A 26,875-nucleotide genomic window follows, 5' to 3' on the forward strand; every position below is an offset into this window, starting at 1 on the left:
GCTTCTTCCCATTCTTCAAAGCCTCATCTGGCATGCAGCCGTATTGGTCAGCTTATATAGAGTATGTGCACATCTCCCAGTATCCTCTTCACTTCCGTCCTGAAAAAAGCTTCCGCCTCTGCCCGTACTTCCGCCCGGTAGCAGTATCTGCCTCTTCCTCTGCCGGTCATAAGCTCTTTGTCATACAGATCCGGTGCCTGGGGAAATGCGTCGCCGTTGATGGCGCGGTGTATATATGAATATGTCATGAGTATGATTTCTATAAACATCTGCTTTTTCATCTGTCCGCTCAGCCCTTCGTTCAGTTCTTCCAAAAGACCTGTATACAGCTCCCTCCACCCTTCTGTAAGCATCACAGGTGCTATCAGAAGGCCGCACGGATAGCCAGCCGCGCACATCCTGTTGACAGCGTCTATCCTTTGACGCAGGCTGGAAGTACCAAGCTCCACCTTTTGAATCAGAGGCTGCGGATTCACGCTCATGCGGAAGATAATCTTGCCCCTGTGTTCCAGATCAAGGAGCGGCTCCACCATATCGAATTTCGTCGGAAAAGTAAGCTTTCCCCTCCCTTCGTGTGCGAATCTGGATATCGTATACTCCAGATTACCCGTAATCGTATTCTCCAATATAAGGTCACTGTTGCTTCCTATCTCAAACGTCAGCGGGCTGCTGCTCTTCTCCCCTTGCCTGATCAGACGGTCCAGCATCTGTTCCCGGTTCACAAACAGCCGGAGATAGGCGCATTTGTTATAATTGCACACAAGATAGCAGTACAGGCACATGGCCGTGCAGCCGGAAGAAGTATAAGGGACAAGATAATCTGAGACTTTATGGTTCTCCACGTACTTGTGTGTTTTCCGTGTGCCGATGATGAGGTTCCGCTTCATACGGCCAAACTCAGAATTGGGCTTGTCCCTCATCTCCTGAATTGCATTATGGCTCTCGATAGGAATCCAGGGCAGGCTGCCAAACTGCTCCTTGAGCTTCTTCCCAAGGGGATAATCTAAACTGTCCGGTTTATAATATACTGCATCAAATCTCATGATTTTTCCTTTCTGTCGCTGCGAACGTGTCCTATTCCCATCCGTTTTTCTGCTCCTATTATAACCTGACTGCAGTTTTTATATCATAATTCATCTGTTCATGGTAAAATATTACTGTCCAGGGCAGGCAGCCATGGCTGCACACGAAGCAAGAGAGACGGGAAGGAGCATGGGAATGCAGGTAATATATGAAAAAGCGTTGAAAGAATATATGGTGAAAAAGCAGCTGGGGACAATCCTTGTCGAGGCCTATTCTCCAAATTCGTGAACCGGCGTGCCCGAGATAACAGCAAGATTTGCTGACAGGAAAGCATCCGTACGCCTCATAGACAGAAAAAGAGTAAGCCGCCGGATTCCCGGTGAAATCGGGGAAATCCTCGTGCTTACTCCATCTCTTCATTATGATGATATCATAATACTCGGCTTGAAACGTGTCATTGGAATCCGATATATAACCGTAGACGGGATACGGCCTTAATCATCCTCCCATCCTTCCGGCATCCAGCCGTCCGGGGGGAAGGGATTACGGTACCGGCCATCGGCCTGCTTCGGGTACATGCGCATCGTGCTGATGTGCCAGCTGCCGTCTTCATATTTCTTGAAATCATCGCAATACACCATCCATGTCTCTATCACGCTGTCGTCCTCTTTGCAGACATGATGATCCTCATACTGGAATACGCCGCGGGCATGGGTCTCATCCATGATCCATACCATAGGCTGGTGTCCCATATGCATCGTCACAAGAGCCGAATTTGTCCACTTGGACGTCTTTGCCTGAGCTGCCCTGTCATCCGTGGCAAGCCGGCCGTTATAGTAGTAATGGAAGTCCTCCGCAAACAACTCTCTTGCACATTCCTCTTTTTTCATATCCATGAGCCACCAGTAATAGTACTTCGTCTCGATTACTTTCTGGAGCTCACACAGCATATCGGGCGTATAGTTCTGTTTCCGGGCATTTTCGATGACTTCCATAAGCAAAGCCTCATCTTTCTGCTCTCCGGATATTATCTTTACTGCCATTTTTTCCACCTCTTTTTTGCCTACACGTGTACCGGGGCCGAAAACAGCCGGGCCTTATAACCTGCTACAGGCCGTATGCAGCTTCAAACCCTTCCCACATGGCATAGCTTGCCTGACGCGCCTTCACGGCATCGCCGATGACATGCACTTCCGGAACAAACTCTTTCAGGCTCTCGGAAAGCGGATCATAGTTCCTTGAACCAAGCCCGAAGAGGATATAGTCAAAACCTTTCAGCCATTCCTCCGTTCCGTCACCGCGCTGTACTTTCACATCATGGTCCGTAACTTCTAATATCTTCGTATTCACATTGATCTGTACCCCGCCCTTTTTAAGCTTACGCAGCATCGGCGCCCGGTTTGGCTCGCATACGCCCGTCAGCAGCTGAGGCAGCATCTCGACGAGCGTCACTTCCACATCGCCGATACTGGCTTCATAGCCCCTCGTAAATGCAGTCGGCCGGGCATTCGCAAGTATCGTCTCGGCGGTCTCGCACGCCACGGCACCTCCACCGAGGACGCAGACGCGTCCTTTCGGAATGACGAATCTGCCACGCAGAAAATCATGGGCCGTAAGCACCGGATACTCCTTCGTTCCTTTGATCGGAGGTACGAGAGGCCTGGCGCCTGTTGCCACGATGACAGCATCCGGGGCGAATCGCCGCACCTCCTCCACCGTCGCCTCTTTGCCAAACTCGAACCCGACCCCCGCTTTTTTGGCCCTGTAATTCAGGTGGACGAGCCACTTGGTCATCTCCTGCTTGCCGGGTGACACGACCGCCATGTTAAGCTGGCCCCCGATGTTATCGTCAGCCTCCCAGACGGTGACGTTATGCCCACGCTCCGCCGCAGTGACCGCCGCATACATTCCTCCCGGACCCGCCCCGATGATAAGCGTCTTCTTGGGCTTTTTGGCCGGTACGTCCGGAAAATCGTACTCCCGTCCTACGAGGGGATTGATATGGCAGCGGCACTGCGGGCTCTGGGCCGATCTGGTGATGCAGCTCCCGCCGCAGCTGCCGCACGGGGTGATGTCATCAAATCGGTTCTCGTAAGCCTTGCTGCACAGATCCGGGTCCGCGAGCAGCGGTCTTCCCATAGATACGCCGTCCACGATTCCTCTCTCTACGATATCGGCTGCATACCGGATATCATTGATCTTTCCTACTGCATAGACAGGGATGCCGACCACTTTCTTGATTTCAGCCGCCTCATAGATGTTCATGCCGATGCGTTTGCTCTGGCTTGGAATGATATATTCCAGCCCTTCATACTGTGTCCCTCCGGACACTTCCAGCAGATTCACTCCTGCCGCTTCAAACTTCGGTGCCAGATAAAGCATATCTTCCAGAGAGTTGCCCCCCTCTGCCCGTTCATCTCCCGAGATTCTAAGGAACACCGGATAGTCTGCGCTGACATTTCTTCTGACCTCTTCTATCACTTCGATGATAAACCTGGCCCGGTTGTCAAGGCTGCCGCCGTACTCATCCATACGTTTATTGCGAAGCGGAGACAGGAAAGCCCCGGGTAGCATGTATGCATGTGCGCAGTGCAAGGAGATCCCCCCGCATCCGGCTTCTTCCGCACGCCGTGCGGCTGCTCCAAACTGGCGTATAACCGTATGGATCTCGTCAATGCTTATGGACCGGCTCACATGGCAGTTGGCGTTCGTGTTCACAGACGGTCCAAGCGGCGGTATCTTCCGAAATCCGCAGATAGATTCTGGTCCAGGATGGATAATCTGCGGAATGAGCGTACTGCCGGCAGCACTTACCCTGTCTGCAAATTCCTTAAACTGAGGCACAAGGCTGTCTGAATCCAGGCATGTCGTATTGCCAATGTACTGGTAATTACGGTCCACTGTCACGGCATCTATGACGACATAACCAGTTCCGCCTTCCGCCCGGCGGACAAATATGTCCGCCAGCTTTTTCGGTACCGTACCGTCTTCCGCCTCATAATCCATGCTCATAGGAGCCATGCCTACCCGGTTCTTAAGTGTCAGAGAACCGACCTTAAGCGGGGAAAATAGTTTGGAATCTTTCATATCCATGTAAAAATACCTCTTTTCTTTAATTCTTCTCATGTATTCTCGGCAGCATTCTGACTGCGACAATACCGGCTGCCACACAGCCAAGCTCGATGATGGTCAGCGTCTTGATAGATGACACCGCCGCCAGCAAAGTGGCAGCCCCCTCGCTGGCTCCCCCCGCCACGGCTTCCGCCATGCGGCTTGTCACGCCGTTTGTGAACAGCGGCACGAATACGGCTACGCCAAAGGGCGCCGATATGTCACGGAACAGTCCGTATGTACCAGTACCTGATCCGGCCACCTCGTTCGACAGCCCCGACAGGGCCACTTTCATAAAGATAGTCGCATTGCCTCCCAGCCCGACACCAAGAATGCCCAGCGCTGCCGCGAAGATGGCAACCGAGGAGCCCTCTGTAAAGAAATACATGATGCCGCAGCCGATACCTGTCAGCAGCAGGGAAAAGGTAAGCACGGTCCTCGGCTCCTTCTTGTCCGCCATAGGCCCTATAATTACGGAACCGAGCGACATGCCGATATACATGATAGAAATCGCGAAGCTGGAAATGATGACATTATCCGGCTGCGTATAGCGTACAAATACGATGACGTTCGTCATGTTCGCCTGCATAAGGCCCTGGGTCAGGAAAAGTATGATGACCGGCAGGATAAAAGCCTTGCGTGCCATGAACTTCCCGTTGAAAATAGGATTGCCTGCTTTCTTCTCCACTAAGATAAGGCAGAGCAGAGATACAGCCGCAACAGCCGCAACGGAGATAAACTGCACGGAACCCCATCCGATATTCTGTCCAAAGGATGGTACGCACAGAAGCAGACTGAAGAATATGAGGACGAGGACAGAGCCGATACGGTCAAAGTCCGTGAGCTTCCTCTTCTGGAACGCAGTCTTCTTAATCATAAACATGCAGATAAAAAATACGGCTGCACAGAGCGTCACGCATACCCACATCATCACACGCCAGCCAGCCGCATTCATGATGAGGCCGCCGCACGTTGGTCCGACGACGACAGCGCCGCTTGATATGAGCATATAGACCGCAAATCCTTTTCCCGTTTCCTCCGGCGGATACTCTGTGACGATGTATGCCATGACTACCGGCGAGATTGCGGCAGTACCGATACCTACGATAAACCGGGCCGCCAGCATGAAGGCCAGTGAGGTGGCAACCGCGGTCAGAGCATTACCTGCCGTGAAGATCAGGATGCCGAGCAGCAGCGTCGTGCGCCGTCCGAGCACGTCGCCAAGCTTGCCAAGGATAGGCGCGCAGGCAGCGGTGGACATTGCCAGTGCCAGTGAAATCCATGTCGTATTACTGTAATCAATCCCGATATCCGCGACAAATGCCGGACCGAGAACGGCTGTAAATCCACCGATAAGGCTGACAAGAAGCGCGGCTATCGCAAATGGAACGAAACCCTTCTTATAGTTCGATTTGGTTGCAGTATTCATAATCTCTCTCCTTTAGCATATATAACCAGTATGTAGTACCGCTGAGGCCTTGTGCTATTCATCCTTCATATGAGGAATCACTTCCTTCAGACGGTAGCGCTTTATCGTAGTGTCTCTGTCAAATTCGTTCGTGATGCCTTTTGCATACAATCCGTCTATCTCCTCGTCCGTATAGCCCAGGTCTCTCAGGATGTCTCTGTTATCCATGCCGAACAGCGGAGCTCCTCTCCATATTTTGGAAGGATTGTTCTTAAATTTATTGATAAGTCCAAGTCCGGTAACATGCCCGAGCATCGGGTCATCCCACTCTGTAATCGTTTCTCTCGCCTTCCAGTGAGGATCGCTGATGCAGTCCTCCAGCTCATATACTCTCTGGCATGGAATCTGGTTTTCCTGCATGACAGCCTCTACTTCTTCCATCGTGTGCTCTGCGACATATTTCTCCATCGCTGCTTCCATGCGGCGTCCTACCGGAGAATCAATCAGCCATCCGGTGAATCCTTCCGGGAAATCCGGATCCCCTGAACCTGGAACCGGCAGCCCGATAACCGGGAAGCCCCGCTTACACACTTCTGCCCCTGTCATACCGATGAATATCGTTCTTTTGTCCTTACATGTATAGAAGCTGAAGAGTGCTGCCTGCCCGTCTTTATTACCGGTTCTCGGTACCTTTACGCCATCTGTGGCAAACTGCATCACCCGTCCGTCCATTATACGGGCAAGCGCCTCATACTGGGCGATATCCACAGATTCTCCTTTTCCGGTCAGAATCGTGCTCACATAGCATGCCAGCATCGCCCAGCACGTAGTCAGGCCGCAAGCAAAGTCGCTCAGGTACGGGTTGATCTTCAGCGCCTCTGTCGTCCCGTTCAGAGACATGTACCCGCTGAACGCCTGCCCCACCGCGTCATAAGAGGCACGTGTGACATAGCTTGGGTCTCCTGTCTGCCCATACCCTGACACATGTACGATAGCAATTTTAGGATTCACCTTCCAGATCTCTTCATCGGAAAGCCCAAGCCGGTCATACTGCCCGCCTTTGGAGGATTCTACCCATATATCCGCCCATTGGATCAGTTTCAGGAATATGTCGCGTCCTTCCTCTGATTTTATATCAGCTACCATGGAAAGCTGATTCCGGTGGTTCTGAGGATACCCGTACCAGCCCCGCTGGTTGTCAGGCTTCTTCGGCCCTTCAAAGTGGATGACGGTAGCACCGCATTCAGCGAGAAGCCCTCCCCCTAAAGGTCCTGCTATGTTAGACCCGCTGTCGAGTATGTTCAGCCCTGCCAGGGCACCAAACTTTGGAAAATCTTTTAGTCCAGCCATCTTTTCATTTCTCCTTTTCTCTTTGATTATTTTGTTTTGTGCATGTTCATCGTTATATTGATCTTCGGATCACGGAAGAAGTGTTCTTCGTATACGCGGAGATATCCCGTCTCAAGGATATACCATTTGCCGTCAACCTTCTCATACTTATCTGTATAGAACGCTCCGCCGTTGACGCCTGCTCCTGCATATTTGCTGCCTTCGGTAAAGATAAGCTTATCTTCCAGATACCATTTTCCGGTTGCTGTAGTATCGCTGTCTATCGTAATTTCCGGCGTATGCCCCATGTGCATGCTTATCTCCTCTTTCGGCATCGTCTTTTTGAAATAATCTGTGACCTCCTTGGGCCCGTGAAACACGAGCTTGCCATCGGAGTAGGAGGTCACGATGTTTGGTGACAATGTCGTCTCCAACTCATCCCAAAATTTGCCGTCAAGGCAGCGGAAATACTGGCCTTTCAATTTTTTAATCTCTTCAATATCTTTCAATCTCTGAATCTCTTTTTCCAATGCTTCCAATCTTTCTTCTATACTCATATCTGTCATCCTTTCTTTTTTCATTATTGTTATGACTTTGGCCTTTACAGTGACATTGCCGCCTCATATCCCTCGAATGTGGCTTCTCTTGCATCTCTGGCCGCCGCGGCATCTCCGATGACCTGCACCGGAATGCCAGACGCCTCGCACTTTGCTTTCAGCGCTTCACATGGACGGGACGTGATTCCCGTACAGATGACCGCTGCATCGCATTCCAGCGTCCCCTGGCTTACTTCCTTCGTCTTCCTGTCAGTAATCTCATAATGAACCTTTCCCGCCTCCAGGCTTGTCACAAGTGCTCCTGACATCTTGGCTATCTTGTAATGCTTGAACTCCGGATTCATGAACATCCTTCTGAGCATATTCAGTCCGGTTCCGACTCCCTTCTTCTCTATGGCAGTTACCTGGACTCCTCTGGATGCAAGCAATTCTGCGACTTCCACTCCTACGAGCCCACATCCGATTACCGCCACATGGCCGGCAGGCTTCGCCTCACCTTTGAGCACTTCATACTGGGAATATACATTCGGGCCGTCGACACCAGGTATGGCAGGCGCCACATACTCTGAGCCGGTCGCGATGATGACATGATCCGGTGCAGAATCATCTATGAGTTCCGGAGTCACAGCCGTATTCAGATGGAACTCGATGCCAAGACGGCCGATTTCCTCCGCCTCCCATTTAGCGGCAGCGGCCCAGTCCTGTTTCATCGGTGAGATGCCTGCCAGCGGGAACTGGCCCGCAAGCGCACCAGAGGCTTCATAGATAACCGGTTCATGTCCCCGTTTCTTAAGCACTTCAGCCGCAAGGAGCCCTGCCATCCCTCCGCCTGCAATCATAACCTTCTTTGGCGTGTCCGTCTTCGGAAGTCCCTTATACTCGAGGCAGAGCATAGGATTCCTCGTACAGGTGATGTGCTTCATCTTCGGATTGATAACGGCATCGTAGCACCCCTGGACGCATCCGATACAGTGTCTTATCAGTTCTTCCCTCCCTTCTCGTACTTTCGTAACCCACTCGGGGTCAACGAGCTGTGCCCGCCCGATGGCTACAAGATCAAACTTGCCTTCTTCAATCACTTTATTAGCCATCTCTCCGGTATCGATGCGGCCGACGCCTACTACAGGAATCTTAATCTGCTTCTTTATATTGTAGATATTCTCTATATTGAAGCCATGTGGCAGATTGAATGGAGGAACCTCATATACAGTTGCAAAGGACATGGCATTTCCACGCGAGATATCTGCCACATCTACGCCAAGATCTGCACTTCTATTGATAAACTCGACGATCTCCTCCTCTGTCATGTTCTCTTCCATCAGCTCGTCGATGCAGCCGACACGCATGAAGAACGGCATATCTTCCGGTATATTCTCACGAATGGCCTTGATGACTTCAAAACAGAACCTGCAGCGGTTCTCGAAGTTTCCGCCATACTCGTCGGTCCGTTTGTTCATTCCCGGACTCAGAAATTCATGAGGCAGATAGCTGTGGGCCGCATGGAATTCTACCGCGTCAAATCCTGCCTGTACGGCCAGCTTTGCCCCTCTTCCAAATTCTTCCACAATCTCATGGATCCGCTCCACGGTAAGTGTATCCGGGGTCTCCAGCGTATTCGTTTCATCAAAGAACAATTGTGGGCTGAATCCTCCGTGCCAGAGCTGGATTCCCATCTTTCCGCCCACTTCATGTACCGCGTCGGTGAGCTTCCTGAGCTGGCTGACATGGTGGTCGTTATAGAGCCCCATGTACATGTAAGCATGAGGCGCGGGACATAAAGCGACACATTCAAATATGTTGAGTGCGCAGCCGGCTTTTGCCCTCGCTACGTGGTAGGCAATCATGTCGTCCCCTACATCGTGCTTGTTTTTTGTCATCTTCGTGTTCATGCCGGGCAATATGATTCTGTTCTTAAGTTCCAGCCCTCTGACCTTGAACGGTGAAAATAGTGCTTCGTAACCCATCTTTTAACCTCCTGATATATGTAAATTTTTTGTGTAACCCGTTTAACTCCCGCAGAGGCACTGTTCTCTTTCCAGGCATTCACTCAGGATCCTCTTCCGGTCCGCCTTTCCATTGTCCCCTCTTCTTATCGTATTGACGTACTCGAACGTGCCTGGTATCTTATACGGGGACAGATACTGGCCAAGAAATGACCGGAGCTCCTCTGCCGGAATCTTATCCGCCACTTCGACAACGGCGTGCAGCCGTCTGCCCCATTCCTCGTCTGGTATCCCGATAACAACCGCATCTATCACTTTGCGGTGCCTTACGAGTGCGGCTTCCACTTCCGCCGCATATACATTTTCCCCGCCGATGACAAGCATATCGCTGCGGCGGTCAGAAAAGTACAGATATCCCTCCTCGTCCACATATCCGATATCTCCTACGCTTCGGAAGCCTCCGTCGCTCACTTCGAGCGGCTCATGGTTCATATATTCTGTGACAAAACATTCCCCCGGAGAAGTCATATATATGTCCCCCAGTTCGTATGGCGGCAGTTCCTTTCCGCTCTCGTCCCGGATAGATATCTGCCCGCCTCCCACCGGAAGTCCGACACTTCCCGGATGCTTAAGCCAGTCATCTCCCCGGATGCACGTCATCCCGATCACTTCCGTCATGGAATACATTTCGTATACCTTTTCCGGCGCCAGCAGTTCTATCCATTTCCGTTTCAGATAGGGTGCGCAGTACCCTCCTGTATGGTTCAATACTTTAATCGTTTCAAAATCCTCTTTCCGGATGCCGGGCAGCTTGCTGATGCGGTTCATAAGTGTCGGAACCATCTGTATGTATTCGATTTTGTATTCTTTGATCAGCTTTACGATATTGTCCGGACAGAGGTTGCGCGTTATCACGAGCATGTTTCCGGCAAAGAGCCCGTTGAATGCGGTTGAGTGGGGAGCACCGTGGAACAGCGGTCCTACAAGCAGCTGCCGCATTTCAAAGTCCATACCTGACATCGCGAAAAAGCTCTGGAGCATGCCGTCCGTCATTCCACTTGGCATATTCTGCCGGATGAACTTCAGCTTTCCGCTCGTCCCCCCGGACAGGGATATCATATTCGGATCGGCCTTCACGTCGGGAAGCGTCTTTTCCGGATACTGTTCCATCACTTTGTACATCTCCTTGGAAGCCACGCGGAACTTCACATCAGGTACGTCGAAGTCAGTGAAGGCTCCGGACAGGGATATGACTTCACATATCTCTGCAAGCTCTGATTCTGCCGTCTTGCTCGAGATGGGCATATAACAGGCCCCGGCTTTCCAGATAGCGTACGCGGCTATGATATGCTCGATTGAATTAGGAAACGCCACCATTACGACAGAGCCTTCTTTGATGCCAGAATCTTTCAACATCCAGGCAAGCTGGTTGGAACGGGTATGCAGCTGCTTCCATGTAATCTCCGAGACTGACTCGTCTTTGTCTATGTAGATGATGGCAGTCGTATAAGCCTTATGTTTCGAGATATACTGAAGCTGTTTCCCGGGCGTGACAAAATCCGATGTCCCCAGATTAAACTTGTTAAAAAAATCACCCATCAAGTCCATATTTCTCTCTCCTTTGGAGCAAGGTTTTGTTGATTATGACTTCATATATCTAACCCCTCCTCATTTCATTATCTATATCCTCTTAAACCCTTGCCCCTCCTTTGATATAACTTTAACATTTTCATACTGCATGACATTGGATAATAGCGTGATGAATTACAACCTCAGAGATTCACTTTTGCCAATAAAATGTAACTCAACTGCGGACAAACCATGTTATAATACTATTAAATTTGCATTAAATCTCCAATTATGCGGCATCTATCAGTAAAATATACTCAAAAAGGAGAGAAACCGATGAATGAAGCCATAAAACCGAAAGCAATCTGCGGCAGGCCTGTCCATTCTTTTTTTGCAGGAAAGGACAAATATCTGCGTCTCCAGAAGCACTGCATCAGCGATATTACACCACCTATATCGGAGAATGAATCTACTTTCATATTAGTCACGGACGGTGGCGGGACGATAACCATCAATGGCGTCACTTTCCCTATGAAACGTGGTTCTTTCGTCTGGCTGCAGTCATATCACACCTTTACGATCAAGGCGGAATCCGTCCACCCCCTCAAGCTCAGCGTATGTGTATATGATTATCCGCTGTCCTCTTTCCTGACTTTTCATGAACCTGCACCTGACACGGTAGACGCTATTATCGATGCTCCCCCCATCATCTATCTGGACGGGAACAGACTGGAAAAGATTGAGGAATTATTTTATGAGTTTGAAGAGGAAGATTCCTGCTTCGACCCTGGCAGTTCTCTTATTAAAGTGGCTATACTTGGCCAATTTTCTAATTTTTTTATCCATCACAGCCTGAAGCAGCACCGCCCGGATTGCCCTCCGGAGCGGCCGCTTGGCTGGAAAGCCGCCCTGTACATAAGCGCACATTTTGCAGAGGACATAACCGCCCAGGGTGTCGCCTCCTACTTCGGGTCGACCGCGGCGGCGCTGAACCGGGAGCTGCGTACGATCAGCGGATACAGCTTCTCCCAGTTCCTCAACCGTGTGAGGGTGAATATCGCCTCTATCGCACTGCTCTATGACGGCATGTCGCTATCCTATGTGGCCGCCCACAGCGGCTTCCCTTCCGATGTGGCTTTCTACCGTATCTTCAAAAAATATATGGGGACGACGCCAATCGAATACAGGAAGCTGCTGCTCAACGACGGTCATGGCGTGTATCGTGGAATGATTATGAATACTACGCTGATGGAAGTGCTCAACTACTCTTATTCAAGCTACTCCGAACCGGTAGATATTAAGGAGACTTCCAAAAAGCTATTCATATCAGAAAGCGTAATCCGGGATCTGGTCTACGAAAATTTCAGTTCCCATTACAAAGATCTGGCCATACTGACGCGTATCAGACATGCGGAGGCACTTCTCCTTACAACAGATCTGCCCATCGTGGATATCGCGGTTCATGTCGGATTTAACTGCAGCCGCTCCTTTACAAGAACATTTAAAAGAATATATGACATGGCCCCAAGCGAATACAGGGAAAGGAACCGTGGAGGGAAAAATCAAAATGGGAAAGAAAAATAATATCAACTACCTGCCGCTGTTCGCCAGTTCGCCTTATTATTCTAAAAAGGAATTTCAGTTTCCGATCACAGCGGTGAACAAAACAGTGGCCAATACAAGCGTCCTCAAGAACAACAGTGGTATCACCCTTCTGTACGTCAGAGGCGGACAGGGTAAGATTATAATAAACACGAGGGAGTACCCGGTCCAAAGAGGCCTGCTCATGGTCCTTGGTACATACCACTATTATCAGATACAGCCTGGCGGGATGCCGCTGGAACTCACGAAGTGCAGGCTGAGCTATGATACGTTCCTGTATATGGCGGCAAATCCGTATTACCGGCTATACGAGCTCAGGCTCAATGTAGACCCTATCTCCTGTCTGCTGGACGGCAGGATGCTGACGCGTACGGAATTGATTCTGGACGAACTCGTCGCCGTTACCGCAAAGCATAAGCACCAGGGCGGAGAGACGGAATTTTTTCTCTGTATGAAGCTGATGGGTATTATGCAGAAGACGCACAATAATGACCTGTGGAAGAAATGAGAAGCCAAATATGCCTTCCGTACGCAAAAAGCCCCGCGGCACGGTATTCACCGTGCCGCGGGGCTTTTGTGTTCTGTTATGAAACTAACCCTTCCTACAGAAGCTTCAGAAGCCAGGTGACTCCTGATATGACGCCGTTCAGGTCATCGCATTCTTCTTCCTGGCTCTTTACATAACCTTCAAACATCCGTCTTTTATCCGGATATCGTTCGGACAGTTCCTCCGTCCTTCTTCGAATCATCCTGTTGTTATAATCATTTGTCTCATCGGCTTCTGGGCTATCCTGGTACGTCAGTTCCGCAACCATCTCTACGCCTGCCTCCTGGAATATGTTCTTCCACTGCGCCTTTGTCAGATACTCATAATTCTGGTATCTCACATCTTTCTGTTCGCCCTCCAGGAAAGCCTCGTCTATCAGGATATATCCGTTGCTTCGGACGACCTTCTTCAGCTTGCCTAATGTCTCTGCCGGATCGCCCAATACGTCACCGACCGCGCCCAGAACCGCAATATCATATCCAGACAGGCTGCTGACGGACACATTGATATCCTGTACTGCAAATTCACACAGATGCTCTACGCCGAATTCCTTCGCCTTCTCTCTGGCCACTTCTATGAACTCCGGGAGCAGATCGATCCCCTTCGCTCTGACGCCCAGTTCCCTGCACAGAGATACCGTTACCGCGCCTTTTCCACAGCCCAGGTCAATCACTTGCGTCTCGCTGCTGGTCTTAATATTTTCCTTCACCAGCCGTATCATATCGGCGGGACTGCTTCCTAGCTCCCACAGATCCTGCAGCAGATACGGCAGATATGGAATCAGTTCCGTCGTCTCTGCCGTCAGCGCTCCAGCCAGCTTCTGTTCTGTAATGCTATTATCTATACTCATACGTCTTATCCTCCATCTTATATGTTGTCAGTGTCGTTAAAAGTTATACTTATCGAACTGCTATTGTTCAATAAGGCATACTGCTATGCCATGGAGGAGCCCGTGCCCTTGCCTGCCTCTAGCAGGGAGGTCTTATAACAGCCATATTTCCACCACCTTTCCTCAATTATCATGCACATCCTGCATGCCAACTTGTCTCAGTGCCATCTCCTGCATACTGCCTTAACCGGAACATGAGGCCCGCAGGCTGTCTGCAGTTAGTGTCGTCCCGCTCTTAATCATATCTGCCGGCGTTCCGGTAAATACGACCTCCCCTCCGCAGTTCCCCCCATCGGGGCCGATATCGATGATCCAGTCCGCCTGCTTCATCACATCCAGATTGTGTTCGATTACCACGAGGGTATTTCCACGGGACACGATCATATCGAACAGCTTCAGCAGATTCTGGATATCGGACATATGCAGCCCTGTCGTCGGCTCATCCATCACAATAATGCTGCCTTTTTTACTCAGGTTCTTAGCCAGCTTGATTCTCTGGCGCTCACCGCCGGACAACGTACTGAGAGGCTGGCCCAACGTCAGGTACGACAGCCCTACCTGCTGCATCACTTTCAGCCGTTTCCTGATCTTAACGTCCTCGAACACTTCCAGTGCCTGTGAAGCCGTCAGAGCCAGCAGTTCCACGATATTTTTCCCTTTGTAAGTACAGGCAAGCGCTTCTTCGTTATAGCGCACGCCGCCGCATGCCTCACACTCTGTAACGACAGGATCCATGTATGCAAGTTCTGTCACGATGACTCCCCTGCCGCCGCATACCGGGCAGCCACCTTTGGAGTTGAAGCTGAACAGCCCCTCCTCCTTGCCGCTTTCTTGTGCCAGCAGCTTACGTATCTCATCAAAGAAGCCAAGAAAGGAAGCCGGAGTGGAACGGTTCGTTGCTGTAATCGGCCCCTGGTCCACCATCACGACACCGCTTTCGTACTGTCTGGCAAATACCTTGGATATCAGCGTGCTCTTTCCCGAGCCGGCCACGCCGGTTACAACTGTCATAATACCAAGCGGTATATCCACATCTACGTTCCTTAGATTGTGGAGGCAGGCACCACGGACCGGCAGGCTGCCCGTCGGCCGGCGGGGAACCTGCTTGACCGGGAGAGACTGGCGCATCGCCTTCCCCGTCAGGGTTCCGGAATCCAGCAATTCGGGATAACTGCCGGCAAATACGATCTCTCCGCCCTCTTGTCCTGCTTGCGGCCCAACGTCAATCACATAGTCTGCGATGGATATGACATCCTTGTCGTGTTCCACCACAAGGACCGTATTTCCTTTATCGCGAAGCTGCCGAAGCAGATTGTTCATACGGTAGACGTCGCGGGGGTGCATCCCTGCACTCGGCTCATCAAAGATATAGGTCATCCCGGTCAGGCTGCTGCCCATATACCGCACAAGTTTGAGCCGCTGCGCCTCCCCTCCGGACAGGGAAGGAGTCTCGCGGTTGAGGTGGAGGTAAGGAAGCCCAATCTCTATCATTCTGTCCAGTCCTTCTATCATCGTCTGTACCAGTACGCCTACCGTAGCATCCTCTATTTCGGAAAGGACTTGCCTGAGCTGCGTCAGCTCCATCCCGCACATGTCCGCGATTGAATAGCCGTCTATTTTACAACTTAATGCTGCTTCGTTCAGCCTCTTGCCATGACAGTCAGTACACTCTATCTCAACAATCAGGTTCTGCGATTTCTCCCGGGTGTGCCTGCTCTTGCTGCTGATATCCCTGTTCAGCAGCGTTTTCGTGTATTTATGGTATAAGCCGGTCACTTTCGGATGTTCCGGCTCCCCCTTCCCATCCCGGGCGCCGTAAAGCAGCAGGTTATATTCTTCGTCCGTATACTCCTTTACCAGCTTGTCCAGATCGAACAGCCCTGACTGGGCATACTGCCTCCAATACCAGGAGCCCGGCCTGTACAGGGAATCTTTGACACATCCCTCGTTCCACGATTTTTCCATATCTAGTATAGAGGATATATCGACTTTCGTAATTCTGCCGAGTCCGGAACACGTCTTGCACATTCCGTTCGGGTCGTTAAAGGAAAAGTAGGAGGCTGTCCCTGCATAAGGCTTTCCGATTCTTGAAAAAAGCAGCCGGAGGCTGGAATACAGGCCGCTGATCGTTCCTACCGTAGAACGGGCATTCCCTCCCAGAGGGGACTGGTCTACCACCACAGAAGCCGTCAGGTTGTCGATCTGTTCTACCGCCGGCTTCGGATGCTTGGGCAGCCTTGACCGCACGAATGCCGGATAAGTGGCATTCATCTGCCGCTGCGACTCTGCCGCGATCGTATCAAATACGATACTCGATTTGCCCGAGCCGGATACTCCGGTAAATACCGTAATCTTCTCCTTTGGTATATGAAATGTAACATGCTTCAGATTATTCTGAGTAAGACCTCGCACGATAATATCCGTCGTCTGCCTCATTGGATTTTCCATTGACATTCTCTCCTTTGGACTTAAATATGCATTTCATATTCATTATAGCACAGGAAGAGAGGCCATTCCTGACATTTCTTGCAATGTTTTGTCTTTCCTCCTTGAGATAATCATACTTAATACTAAAAAACACATAAGCCAGCGCATGAGGCGCTGGCTTGGTAATAAAGCAATATAAAATTACGATTCTCTTAGAACTTTCCCGCTTTCGCGCTCTCCTCAATCCCGACCGCAACGGCTACTGTCATTCCGACCATCGGATTGTTTCCTGCTCCGATAAGCCCCATCATCTCTACGTGGGCCGGTACGGAAGAAGAACCTGCAAACTGTGCGTCAGAATGCATTCTGCCGAGCGTGTCTGTCATACCGTAAGAAGCCGGTCCTGCAGCCATGTTGTCCGGATGAAGCGTACGCCCTGTACCGCCGCCGGATGCAACTGAGAAGTATTTCTTGCCCTGCTCGATACATTCTTTCTTATATGTACCTGCAACCGGATGCTGGAAACGTGTCGGGTTTGTGGAGTTGCCTGTGATAGACACGTCAACACCCTCTTTGTGCATGATTGCGACACCTTCCCGCACATCGTTGGCTCCATAACAGTTTACTTTGGAACGAAGTCCGTCTGAATATGCAATCCGCTGTACTTCTTTCAGTTCACCTGTATAATAGTCATAATCCGTCTGCACATATGTAAATCCATTGATTCTGGAAATAATCTTAGCAGCGTCTTTCCCAAGTCCGTTCAAGATGACACGAAGCGGTTTCTGGCGGACTTTGTTCGCCTTCTCAGCGATACCGATGGCACCTTCTGCAGCCGCAAATGATTCATGGCCTGCAAGGAATGCAAAGCAGTCTGTATCTTCTTCGAGAAGCATCTTTCCCAAGTTGCCGTGCCCAAGTCCAACCTTACGCTGGTCAGCTACCGACCCTGGGATACAGAATGCCTGAAGCCCCTCTCCGATTGCCGCAGCCGCCTCCGCCGCTGTCCTGCAGCCCTTCTTGATTGCAATTGCTGCGCCTGTGATGTACGCCCAGCATGCATTTTCAAAGCAGATTGGCTGGATTCCTTTCACCTGGTTATATACATCAAGCCCGGCATCTTTCGTAATCTTTTCTGCTTCTTCAATTGAAGCAATGCCATAGCTGTTTAATACTTCATTGATTTTATCAATTCTTCTTTCATATGATTCAAATAAAGCCATTTACTTGTCCTCCTGATTTATTCTCTGTTACCGATATGTATTTGTGATAAGCAGCTATCACTCCTTACGTGGGTCTATGATCTTGGCAGCTTCCGCTACACGTCCGTACTGGCCTTTTGCCTTTTCCCAGGCATCATTCGGAGTGTCGCCGGCTTTGATAAAGTCTGTAAGCTTGCCAAGGCTTACGAACTGGTAGCCGATAATTTCGTCGTTGTCATCCAACGCGATACCTGTTACATATCCCTCTGCCATCTCAAGGTAACGAGGACCTTTTGCCAATGTACCGTACATCGTGCCGACCTGGGAACGGAGTCCTTTTCCAAGGTCTTCCAGGCCTGCTCCTACCGGAAGCCCGTCTTCTGAGAAAGCGCTCTGTGTTCTTCCGTATACGATCTGCAGGAACAATTCTCTCATAGCTGTATTGATTGCATCACAGACAAGGTCTGTGTTCAGCGCTTCTAAAATAGTCTTGCCCGGGAGGATTTCAGACGCCATTGCTGCGGAATGTGTCATTCCTGAACATCCGATAGTCTCTACGAGCGCCTCCTGGATAATGCCTTCCTTAACATTCAATGTCAGCTTGCATGTCCCCTGCTGTGGAGCACACCAGCCTACACCATGTGTCAAACCAGAGATATCTTTCACTTCTTTTGCCTGTACCCATTTTGCTTCTTCCGGAATCGGAGCTGGTCCGTGATTTGCACCTTGAGCCACTGGACACATCATTTCTACTTCATGTGAATAAATCATTTTAAAACTCCTTTCAAATATGCATCGTTATATCTTTAACACCATACTGGATTTATTTTCTCATAATTTTCGACATTCGTCAATTCACAAATTGCCTAATCAATCTCGTCCCAGAAGGCGCTATTTGTCTTATATTCCCTAATATCGCCGAAATCAAACGGCGCCGTCACCCAGGCATATCCAAGGTCATCCGGATCGTCTGCTTTATAGTTGAAATCAAACCCTATCTCGATTCCATCTGCATCGGCAAAAAAGTTTGCCCTATACACGCCGTCCCGGCTGTCTCCTTTCAGAGCGCTCTCCATCTGCGCCCGGCTCAGTTCAGAAAGAAATGAATCGTCATCCGCCTCATCCTTCATCCCTTCCAGCCATTCGTCCATAAAAGCCTTATCCGTGTTCACGATATCTTTCACTTCATAGACCGTGCCGTCCCGGAGGCTTATGTTCCTGGCCCTCAGGTTCACATAATATGTACTGCTGTCTCCCTGGTAGCTGTAATCCTGGAATATGACGCTGACGAACTCATTGTTGAGATAGCTGACCTTGTACTCTACATAGCTGACGAGGGCCGGATATTCGGAGGCCAGAACGCCCTCCTTCACGCTATCCGACGGATTCGTATATATCTTATCCACCGTTTCCATGGCGCACTCTTTCAGCGCGTCGTTGACCTTCGTCCCGACTTCTTTGTCAAGACCGTTAATCTGGGGATATTTGACCTGGAAGTCCACTATCATGGATGTCTTCTCTTCGTCGGTATACGAATACACCTTTTCCTCTGTCTCGTATTTGAAATCGCCGGCCTCATACGCCGGGACAGCCTCCAGCCCGGACAGCGCTTCTCCTTCGCCATAGCTGCCATCGAAATCATCCCAGTTATGCTCTCCCCTGTCATGGCCGTCATAGTCGTGGCTGCCATAATCATCCCCGTAATCATGTCCGTCCCTGTCGTCATAGGGCTCTTCATACACGTCAGTATGGCGTTCCTGTATATAGCTGCTGATTCCTCTCACAGCGATATATATGCCGAATATGAGAACGGCCAGGAGCAGCAGGCTTCCTATGGCAATTCCCACAATAAGAGGCGTCCTGCTCTTTCCCGCAGACAGATGTGCAGATTGGTCAATCGCAAGTTCCATAGGAAGGAACCGTATGCCGTTGACAACTTGCTCCTCCCCTGTGGCCTGAAAGCCAAAGCTGGTGTAATGTGCGACTGCACCGGGCGCTGCATGCACCGTCGCTTTGTCCACTTTAAGCACCGTTGCACAGTATGCCGTAACTGCATCACAGAGGCTTCGTCCGATTCCTCTTCCCTGGCTGTCCCGGCGCACAAAAAACAGGCTGATATGCCCATCCCGCCTGAAAGCCATGATCCCTTTCAGCCCGTTGTCCTCAAACGCGCCAAAAAAGATAAGCTCTCCGTTCCGGAACATTGGACTTATATTATCGTACTTGATATAATTCCGGAACTCTTCCACGCCTTCCGGCGTATAGGAAGGAGCCACCTCTTCCACGAACACGTTCCACACGAGGTGAAGCGCGGGCAGGAGCTCCTGTTCCTGCAGAATTCTGATATCCATATACTTTACCTCCTTATGAATGGTATCTGAGCAGTTCCTCCCTCAGCAGCGTCAGCGCCCGGACGACAGAATAATCTCTGTTCTTATCACGGCTGCCTGTAAAATAAAATTCCTCTACACGCACATTCCCTTTTACGCAGCATCCTACATAGACAAGGCCTACCGGCTTTTCTTTCGTCCCACCTCCGGGTCCCGCGATACCGGTTACGCTGAGTGCCGCATCCGCACCTGCTGCCCTTGCCGCTCCCGCAGCCATCTCATATGCCGTCTGCGGACTCACAGCCCCGTACTCCATCAACGTCTCCCTCTTCACATCAAGAATTCGTTCTTTGGCATCATTCGAATAGGTGATATATCCCTCCTTATAGACGGCAGATGCCCCTGCCACGTTCAGAAGCCGGCCGGCCAGCAGACCTCCGGTACATGACTCTGCCGTCGTCACGAGCAGATTCTTCTCCTTCAGAAGCTCGACAATCGCTTCTTCCAGCGTCACCTCCTCTTCCGTCGTATATATCTTATCCCCAAACCGTTTGAACAGTTCCTCTACCATCGGCTTCATCAGCTCTTCTGCTTCTTCCTCATTCTTCGCCCGCGCAGTCACACGGAAGTGGACTTCACCCGTCTTGGCGTAAGGAGCCAGCGTAGGGTTCGACTGTGCATCCATCAGATCAGAGACCATCGTCTCTGCCTTGCTTTCTCCGATGGAACAGATTTTAACCATCTTGGAATAGATGCCCTCCGGCTGAAGCTTGTTGAGATAGGAAGCGATATCCCGCTCGAACATTGGCTTGATTTCATTTGGAGGGCCCGGCAGCAGTATGGCGGCCTTTCCGTCCTCCTCAATAATCAATCCGGGCGCCGTGCCGTTATGATTATCCACCACGATTGCACCTTCCGGAACCATTGCCTGTTTCCAGTTGTTTGACGTTATCTGGCCGCTGTGTACCTGGCGGAAATATTCTTGTATGCGCTCTTTTGTATGGGCATCTTCTTTTATTTCCCGTCCAAATACCTTTGCGGTCACTTCCTTTGTAATGTCGTCTTTCGTCGGTCCGAGGCCGCCGCTTAAGATAACGATATCCGAACGGGAAAGCGCAAGCCTGATTGCCTCATCAAGCCTCTCCTCATTATCTCCGACCGCGCTCTGATGATAGCAGGACAGCCCGAGCAGCGCACATTTTTCCGCTAGATAAGCCGCGTTTGTATTTACGATATTGCCAAGCAGGATTTCCGTCCCTACTGATATCAGTTCTACTGTCATGTTTACATGCCTCCCTGTGTTAATACTTCCTTATTCTTTGCAACGTAATCAATCAATGACACAACCGTCAGTACTAAGGATACCCATATAAGCACAGTTCCAATCATATCGAACACCCCGCCGAGATCCGCAATCAGCAGGATGATCATAAACATCTGGGATACGGTCTTGAACTTTCCCCAGTAGCTTGCGGCTATGACGATTCCACTGTCGGAGGCGACAAGCCGGAATCCGCTGATAATGAATTCACGGGCGATGATCACGATGACAATCCACGCGTCCAGCTTGCCGAGCGGGATGAGGCATATCATCGCAGAGCAGACAAGCAGCTTGTCCGCCAGAGGGTCCATAAACTTTCCGAAGTTTGTCACAAGGTTCCTCGCCCTGGCAATCTTTCCGTCCAGCAAGTCAGTGAGGCTTGCAACGCAAAAAAGCACCAGTGCAATCCACTTGTTGGCGGCCCCGCCTATATCTGTCAGCATAAAGAGGACAAAAAACGGAACCATAATTATTCTGAGTACAGTCAGCTTATTTGGTAAATTCATGATATCAACTCTCCTATCAAATCATATTCTGAAGCACCGGTCACTTCCGCCATGGCAAAGTCTCCGGACATCAGTTCTTCTTCCGTATTGATAAATATAAGCCCATCGACACCCGGGGCATCCTTATACGTCCTTCCGACGTATGCATTCTCATCGGCGACCTTGCCCTCTATCATGACGAGAACCTTCCTGCCGACCATCGCGTCTGCCTGTTCAAATACGATATCCTGCTGAAGCTCCATCAGTTCCGCCTGCCGGTCTGCCTTCCTCTCTTCCGGAATCTGGTCCGGCATTGCGGCAGCGGGCGTATCTTCTTCCGGCGAATACGTAAATACACCGAGCCGCTCAAATTCCATCTCATCTACGAATTCCATCAATTCCTCATGCTGTGCATCCGTCTCTCCAGGAAATCCTGTGATGAGCGTCGTCCTTAGCGCGATGTCCGGGATTTCTTCCCTCAGCGTTTCGATGACCTCCCTTAGCTGCTTCTTGCTCGTACGCCTTCCCATGCGCCTTAATATCTCATCGTTGGCATGCTGGATTGGAAGATCCAGATAGTGGCAGATTTTCTTTTCTTCTTTTATCACCTGTACGAGCTCGTCATAGATTTCTTCCGGATAGCAGTACAGGATCCGTATCCACCGCAGCCCCTCAATCTTGCACAGTTCCCTGAGCAGCTGGTGGAGAGACTTTTCGCCGTATATATCCTTACCGTAAAGCGTCGTCTCCTGGGCCACGAGAATAAGCTCTTTCACTCCCTGTCCGGCCAGCTCTTCCGCCTCTTTCACCAGACGTTCCATCGGGACGCTGCGGAAATTGCCCCTTATCTTCGGTATGATGCAGTAGGTACAGTGCTTGTCGCACCCTTCCGCTATCTTAAGGTAGGCATAATGTCCTCCGGTCGTAACGAGACGCTTCGCATCTACAAGAGGAAGGGCGTCTATGTCCTCCATCTCCATGCATGGATGTCCTTCCAGCGCTTCCTTCACAGCCTCTGCTATCTTATCATAAGAGGCCGTGCCTAGTACCGCGTCCACTTCCGGTATCTCTTCCACAATCTCCTTCTGGTAACGCTGCGCCATACAGCCGGTGACGATAAGCGCCTTCAGCCTTCCTGTCTCCTTATACTGCGCCGCTTCAAGTATCGTCTGGATGCTCTCCTCTTTTGCATCATGGATGAAGCAGCACGTATTTACGACGATGACGTCCGCTTCCGCCTCATCGTCCACAATCTGATATCCCTCCCTGTCCAGAAGCCCCAGCATCACTTCTGAATCTACGAGATTCTTGTCACAGCCGAGAGAAATAAACAATATGTTCATAGATCGATCTCCTCATTGATAGTCAGAAAGGCAGATACCGCCCGGGCACCTGCCTCATCTTTCTCTTTCCTTAGTTGTCATCCTCTTCGCCGACAACGGTAATCTTTCCGCAGTTCAGCTCGTCAATTGCGACAGAGAGAGGTTTCTCTCCATTCTTCGTATTTACAAGCGGCATAGAGCCGTCGATGATCTCTCTTGCCCGCTTTGCCGTAGCCATGACGATAGAATAACGGCTGTTGACTATCTTTGTCTCGCCTTCTTCTACATCTTTGTTGACCACTTTCATTAAATCTGTGTAAGATGGATGTAACATACACTATTCTCCTTTCAGCTCTTCCTTCATATGCTCTATAAATGCTGCATTACGGGAACTTCTCATATGTTCCCCTCTGATAATCTCATGTACATCTTCCACGCATATGTCCAGCTTGTCGTTCACGATAAGATAATCATACTTATCCATGCCTTCCGCCTCTTCACCTGCACGTTTCAGACGGGACTCGATGACCTCCATCGTCTCTGTACCCCTTCCGACGAGGCGCCTCTTAAGCTCCTCCACAGACGGCGGCGTGACGAACAGAAGCAAGGTGTCCGGCATCTTCTCCTTCACCTTGAGCGCTCCCTGTATCTCGATTTCAAGTATCACATCTTTCCCGGCCTTAAGCTGTCCTTCCACATATGCCTTCGGTGTTCCGTAATAGTTATTTACGTAACTAGCATACTCTATCAACTCGTCTTGTGCAATCATTTTTTCAAATTCTTCTTTTGTTTTGAAGAAATATTCCCGCCCGTCGGCTTCGCCCGGGCGCGGGGCTCTCGTAGTGGCTGAAACAGACAGGGCATAGCAGCCATACTTCTTCAGCAGCTCTTTCATGATCGTCCCCTTGCCGGCCCCGGAAAACCCGGATACCACGGTGAGGATTCCTTTCTTATTCATAGATTACTACCTCTCTACTCGATATTCTGGATCTGCTCCCGGACTTTTTCTATCTCTGTCTTCAGATCGATGGCACGGTTAGAAACCTCCAGGTCGTTCGCTTTTGAGAGAATCGTATTCGCCTCACGGTTCATCTCCTGGGCGATAAAGTCCAGCTTGCGCCCTATCCCCGCCTCGTCCGACTTCAGCGTCTCCTTCATGTGTTCGATATGGCTTTTCAACCTGACTATTTCCTCGTCCGTGCATATCTTATCAGCAAATATAACGACTTCAGCAGCGATACGGCCTTCGTCCATCTGGGCATCCTCCAGCAGCTCCTTGACCTTCTCCTCCAGCTTCTGCCGGTATTCAGCCACAATCTCAGGAGAGCGTTCCTCTATGTATGCGACAAGCCCAAGCATCCCGTCCAGCTTGCTTACGATATCCTGCTGCAGATTCTCCCCTTCCAGCGTGCGGGTCTCTACGAACTGCTTTATGGCGCCGTCAAGAGCCTGCTTCAATCCATTCCATAGCTCCTCTTCATCGACAGCCTGCTCCTCCATCGTAAGCACTTCCGGATAACGTGATAATGTGGATACGCGGATGTCATTCTCCAGCGAAAAAGCCTCCTCCATCTGTTTGAAATATGTGAGGTATTCGCCTGCCAGCGTCTCATTATACTTCAGCGCAACCTGGCTCTCCGAAGCATCTTCATATGTGATAAACAGGTCTACCTTGCCCCTCAGTATCGATTTCTTGAGGAGGCCGCGTATGGAAGTCTCAAAAAAATTCAGTTTCTTCGGCATCCGGATATTCATGTCCAGATAACGGTGGTTCACACCTTTCATCTCGACGGCGAACCTGCGCTCCCCTTCCATAATCTCGCAGCGCCCGAAACCTGTCATACTCTTAATCATGATATAAACCTCTTTTTTATATGTCGTATTGTCCTCTGCTTAATCTTTGTAACAATCATCGTTAATTATAATCCATTTGCAAAATTCCGTCAATTGTTTCCTTGCCTGTATTTGCCAAGTCCTGTATAATCATCTTAGTGTCTGCCTGCGGGGCAGCAAATCCCCGTACCGCAGAAACATAACCGATGAAGGAAAGGAAGGATTGACATGGCTTTTGACGGAATAACGATTGCCGCTTTAGTAAAAGAACTAGGCGAGAACCTGACAGACGGACGCATAGCCAAGATAACCCAGCCGGAAAGCGATGAGCTGCTGCTCACGGTAAAGACTCCTGCCGGACAGCGAAGGCTTTACATCTCTGCCAGCGCCTCTCTTCCACTTATATATCTTACGGCCGACAACAAACCGAGTCCTATGACTGCCCCCGGCTTCTGCATGCTGCTCAGAAAGCATATCGGAGGAGGAAGGATAACTGCTGTATCACAGCCAAAGCTGGAGCGCATTATCCATATTGATATCGAGCATCTGGACGAACTCGGCGACCTGTGCAAAAAGACGCTCATAGTAGAAATCATGGGAAAGCACAGCAACATCATCTTCTGCGACGACAAAGGCATGATAATAGACAGCATCAAGCATGTGTCCGCACAGATGAGTTCCGTGCGTGAAGTATTGCCGGGACGCCGGTATTTTATACCGGACACGATGGAAAAGCAGGATCCTCTGGATACGGATAAGACCTCCTTTGCCACCTTATTAAAGTGCAGGCCGGCACCAATCGGAAAGGCGCTCTATCTATGCTTTACCGGTATCAGCCCCGTTGCGGCGGAAGAAGTGTGCCATCTGGCCGGACTGGACTCGTCCATGACCGCCAGAGACTTGTCCGATGATATGATGACACACCTGTACCGGCAGTTCAGCTATTATTTTGAGCAAGTGCAAAACGGAACCTTTGCACCGGCCATCTATTACAGCGGCAGTGATCCGAAGGACTTCTCCGCCCTTCCGCTCAGCCATTACGGAGCATACCGGCGGCAGGAATACTCCTCTGTCTCTGAACTGCTTGGCACCTTTTATGCAGCCAAAAATGCGATGACCCGCATCCGGCAGAAGTCAGCAGATCTGCGACACGTCGTCCAGACGGCGCTGGAGCGCAGCCGCAAGAAGTATGATCTGCAGCAGCGGCAGTTAAGAGATACGGAAAACCGCGATAAGTTCAAAGTATATGGCGAGCTGATCAACACGTACGGTTATCATCTGCCAAAGGACGCTTCTGAGCTTACCGCTCTCAACTACTACACGAACGAAGATGTGACCATTCCGCTGGATAAGAATCTCACCCCTCAGGAAAATGCCCAGAAGTATTTTAACAAGTACAATAAGCAGAAGCGTACGTTTGAAGCTTTGAGCGGACTCATAAAAGAGACCGCGGATGACATAAGATACCTGGAATCCATCAGCAATTCCCTCGATATCGCGCAAAATGAGGATGACCTGCTGCAAATCAAAGAGGAATTGACCCAGTCCGGTTATATACGCAGGAAATATACGAAAAAGAAAGTCAGGCTGACGAGCAGGCCTCTGCACTACGTCTCAAGCGACGGCTTCCACATGTATGTAGGGAAAAACAATCTTCAGAACGAAGAGCTGACCTTCCACTTTGCGGACGGGAACGACTGGTGGTTCCACGCCAAAGGCGCCCCAGGCTCCCATGTCATCGTGAAAAGCGGCGGGAATGAACTTCCCGACACTACGTTTGAAGAGGCGGGCAGGCTGGCTGCGTATTACTCCAAAAACCGCGGAAGCGATAAGGTGGAGATTGATTATATAGAAAAGAAACATGTCAAAAAGCCAAATGGAGCAAAGCCGGGCTTCGTAATATATTACACGAACTATTCCCTAGTGATAGATTCCGATATCTCTGCGATTGAGGAAGTGGATTAAATAAGGTCAGAA

At 50.3% G+C, this 26,875-nt stretch carries 23 protein-coding genes; 4 read left to right on the forward strand and 19 right to left on the reverse strand.

Translation table 11 applies throughout. The annotated features are described in order from the left end of the window. Positions 1 to 47: 47 nt before the first annotated feature. A complete protein-coding gene (locus tag HMPREF0980_RS06265; protein ID WP_049728222.1) occupies positions 48 to 1,043 on the reverse strand; it encodes an SPL family radical SAM protein in 996 nt (331 codons plus the stop codon). Between the two features lie 133 nt (positions 1,044 to 1,176). Here HMPREF0980_RS06265 and HMPREF0980_RS19585 point away from each other — a divergent pair, with 133 nt between their 5' ends. Continuing rightward, positions 1,177 to 1,311, forward strand: coding sequence for a hypothetical protein (locus tag HMPREF0980_RS19585; RefSeq protein WP_255351348.1), 135 nt, complete (start codon positions 1,177 to 1,179; stop codon positions 1,309 to 1,311). A gap of 206 nt (positions 1,312 to 1,517) precedes the next feature. On the opposite strand, the gene HMPREF0980_RS06270 is transcribed toward HMPREF0980_RS19585, so the two are convergent. From HMPREF0980_RS06270 to baiB, 7 genes are all read right to left on the reverse strand, one after another. Next, a complete protein-coding gene (locus HMPREF0980_RS06270) occupies positions 1,518 to 2,066 on the reverse strand; it encodes a nuclear transport factor 2 family protein (protein WP_049728223.1) in 549 nt (182 codons plus the stop codon). Positions 2,067 to 2,130: 64 nt separating this feature from the next. Then, positions 2,131 to 4,116, reverse strand: coding sequence for an NAD(P)/FAD-dependent oxidoreductase (locus tag HMPREF0980_RS06275; RefSeq protein ID WP_049728224.1), 1,986 nt, complete (start codon positions 4,114 to 4,116; stop codon positions 2,131 to 2,133). Between the two features lie 19 nt (positions 4,117 to 4,135). Further along, positions 4,136 to 5,563 carry an MFS transporter gene (locus HMPREF0980_RS06280; RefSeq protein ID WP_049728225.1) on the reverse strand — a complete coding sequence of 476 codons (1,428 nt, stop codon included), beginning with the start codon at positions 5,561 to 5,563 and terminating at the stop codon, positions 4,136 to 4,138. Positions 5,564 to 5,617: 54 nt separating this feature from the next. After that, on the reverse strand, positions 5,618 to 6,892 hold the full coding sequence (gene baiF / locus HMPREF0980_RS06285; RefSeq protein WP_049728226.1) for a bile acid CoA-transferase BaiF: 1,275 nt from the start codon (positions 6,890 to 6,892) through the stop codon (positions 5,618 to 5,620). A gap of 26 nt (positions 6,893 to 6,918) precedes the next feature. Beyond that, positions 6,919 to 7,428, reverse strand: coding sequence for a bile acid 7alpha-dehydratase (baiE, locus tag HMPREF0980_RS06290; protein WP_049728227.1), 510 nt, complete (start codon positions 7,426 to 7,428; stop codon positions 6,919 to 6,921). A gap of 44 nt (positions 7,429 to 7,472) precedes the next feature. After that, positions 7,473 to 9,392, reverse strand: a complete 1,920-nt coding sequence (baiCD, locus tag HMPREF0980_RS06295) for a bile acid Fe-S flavoenzyme BaiCD (protein ID WP_049728228.1) — start codon at positions 9,390 to 9,392, stop codon at positions 7,473 to 7,475. 42 nt (positions 9,393 to 9,434) lie between these two features. Then, positions 9,435 to 10,979 (reverse strand): bile acid--CoA ligase BaiB, encoded by a 1,545-nt coding sequence (gene baiB, locus HMPREF0980_RS06300; protein WP_049728229.1) that lies wholly within the window; start codon positions 10,977 to 10,979, stop codon positions 9,435 to 9,437. Positions 10,980 to 11,276: 297 nt separating this feature from the next. Here baiB and HMPREF0980_RS06305 point away from each other — a divergent pair, with 297 nt between their 5' ends. After that, positions 11,277 to 12,524: a helix-turn-helix transcriptional regulator gene (locus tag HMPREF0980_RS06305; protein WP_049728230.1), complete on the forward strand. Its 1,248-nt coding sequence runs from the start codon at positions 11,277 to 11,279 to the stop codon at positions 12,522 to 12,524. Then, on the forward strand, positions 12,508 to 13,050 hold the full coding sequence (locus HMPREF0980_RS06310) for a cupin domain-containing protein (RefSeq protein WP_049728231.1): 543 nt from the start codon (positions 12,508 to 12,510) through the stop codon (positions 13,048 to 13,050). Before HMPREF0980_RS06305 ends, HMPREF0980_RS06310 begins: the two co-directional genes overlap by 17 nt. Before the next feature lie 94 nt (positions 13,051 to 13,144). On the opposite strand, the gene HMPREF0980_RS06315 is transcribed toward HMPREF0980_RS06310, so the two are convergent. The 11 genes from HMPREF0980_RS06315 to HMPREF0980_RS06365 form a co-directional block, all read right to left on the reverse strand. Then, the gene (locus HMPREF0980_RS06315) at positions 13,145 to 13,939 is read right to left on the reverse strand and encodes a methyltransferase domain-containing protein (protein ID WP_049728232.1); all 795 of its coding nucleotides are present in this window, start codon (positions 13,937 to 13,939) and stop codon (positions 13,145 to 13,147) included. 222 nt (positions 13,940 to 14,161) lie between these two features. Then, a complete protein-coding gene (locus HMPREF0980_RS06320; RefSeq protein WP_242847347.1) occupies positions 14,162 to 16,426 on the reverse strand; it encodes an ATP-binding cassette domain-containing protein in 2,265 nt (754 codons plus the stop codon). Positions 16,427 to 16,617: 191 nt separating this feature from the next. After that, positions 16,618 to 17,628 carry a GGGtGRT protein gene (locus tag HMPREF0980_RS06325; protein WP_049728233.1) on the reverse strand — a complete coding sequence of 337 codons (1,011 nt, stop codon included), beginning with the start codon at positions 17,626 to 17,628 and terminating at the stop codon, positions 16,618 to 16,620. 57 nt (positions 17,629 to 17,685) lie between these two features. Then, positions 17,686 to 18,378 (reverse strand): iron-sulfur cluster assembly scaffold protein, encoded by a 693-nt coding sequence (locus HMPREF0980_RS06330; protein WP_049728234.1) that lies wholly within the window; start codon positions 18,376 to 18,378, stop codon positions 17,686 to 17,688. Between the two features lie 95 nt (positions 18,379 to 18,473). Continuing rightward, positions 18,474 to 19,958 (reverse strand): GNAT family N-acetyltransferase, encoded by a 1,485-nt coding sequence (locus tag HMPREF0980_RS06335; protein ID WP_049728235.1) that lies wholly within the window; start codon positions 19,956 to 19,958, stop codon positions 18,474 to 18,476. A gap of 13 nt (positions 19,959 to 19,971) precedes the next feature. Next, positions 19,972 to 21,219 carry a competence/damage-inducible protein A gene (locus tag HMPREF0980_RS06340; RefSeq protein ID WP_049728236.1) on the reverse strand — a complete coding sequence of 416 codons (1,248 nt, stop codon included), beginning with the start codon at positions 21,217 to 21,219 and terminating at the stop codon, positions 19,972 to 19,974. Positions 21,220 to 21,221: 2 nt separating this feature from the next. Beyond that, positions 21,222 to 21,764: a CDP-diacylglycerol--glycerol-3-phosphate 3-phosphatidyltransferase gene (gene pgsA, locus HMPREF0980_RS06345; RefSeq protein ID WP_049728237.1), complete on the reverse strand. Its 543-nt coding sequence runs from the start codon at positions 21,762 to 21,764 to the stop codon at positions 21,222 to 21,224. Next, the gene (gene rimO, locus HMPREF0980_RS06350) at positions 21,761 to 23,086 is read right to left on the reverse strand and encodes a 30S ribosomal protein S12 methylthiotransferase RimO (RefSeq protein WP_049728238.1); all 1,326 of its coding nucleotides are present in this window, start codon (positions 23,084 to 23,086) and stop codon (positions 21,761 to 21,763) included. The genes pgsA and rimO overlap by 4 nt, the downstream gene beginning before the upstream one ends. 70 nt (positions 23,087 to 23,156) lie before the next feature. Then, complete coding sequence (gene rpoZ, locus HMPREF0980_RS06355) at positions 23,157 to 23,399, reverse strand: DNA-directed RNA polymerase subunit omega (RefSeq protein WP_049728239.1); 243 nt, start codon at positions 23,397 to 23,399, stop codon at positions 23,157 to 23,159. 3 nt (positions 23,400 to 23,402) lie between these two features. Then, complete coding sequence (gmk, locus tag HMPREF0980_RS06360; protein ID WP_049728240.1) at positions 23,403 to 24,023, reverse strand: guanylate kinase; 621 nt, start codon at positions 24,021 to 24,023, stop codon at positions 23,403 to 23,405. Between the two features lie 14 nt (positions 24,024 to 24,037). Continuing rightward, positions 24,038 to 24,919, reverse strand: coding sequence for a YicC/YloC family endoribonuclease (locus HMPREF0980_RS06365; protein WP_049728241.1), 882 nt, complete (start codon positions 24,917 to 24,919; stop codon positions 24,038 to 24,040). A 207-nt stretch (positions 24,920 to 25,126) separates the two neighbouring features. Here HMPREF0980_RS06365 and HMPREF0980_RS06370 point away from each other — a divergent pair, with 207 nt between their 5' ends. Further along, positions 25,127 to 26,863 (forward strand): Rqc2 family fibronectin-binding protein, encoded by a 1,737-nt coding sequence (locus HMPREF0980_RS06370; RefSeq protein WP_049728242.1) that lies wholly within the window; start codon positions 25,127 to 25,129, stop codon positions 26,861 to 26,863. Positions 26,864 to 26,875 lie beyond the last annotated feature (12 nt).

This window comes from Dorea sp. D27 (genome assembly GCF_001185345.1).
Classification (GTDB): domain Bacteria; phylum Bacillota; class Clostridia; order Lachnospirales; family Lachnospiraceae; genus Extibacter.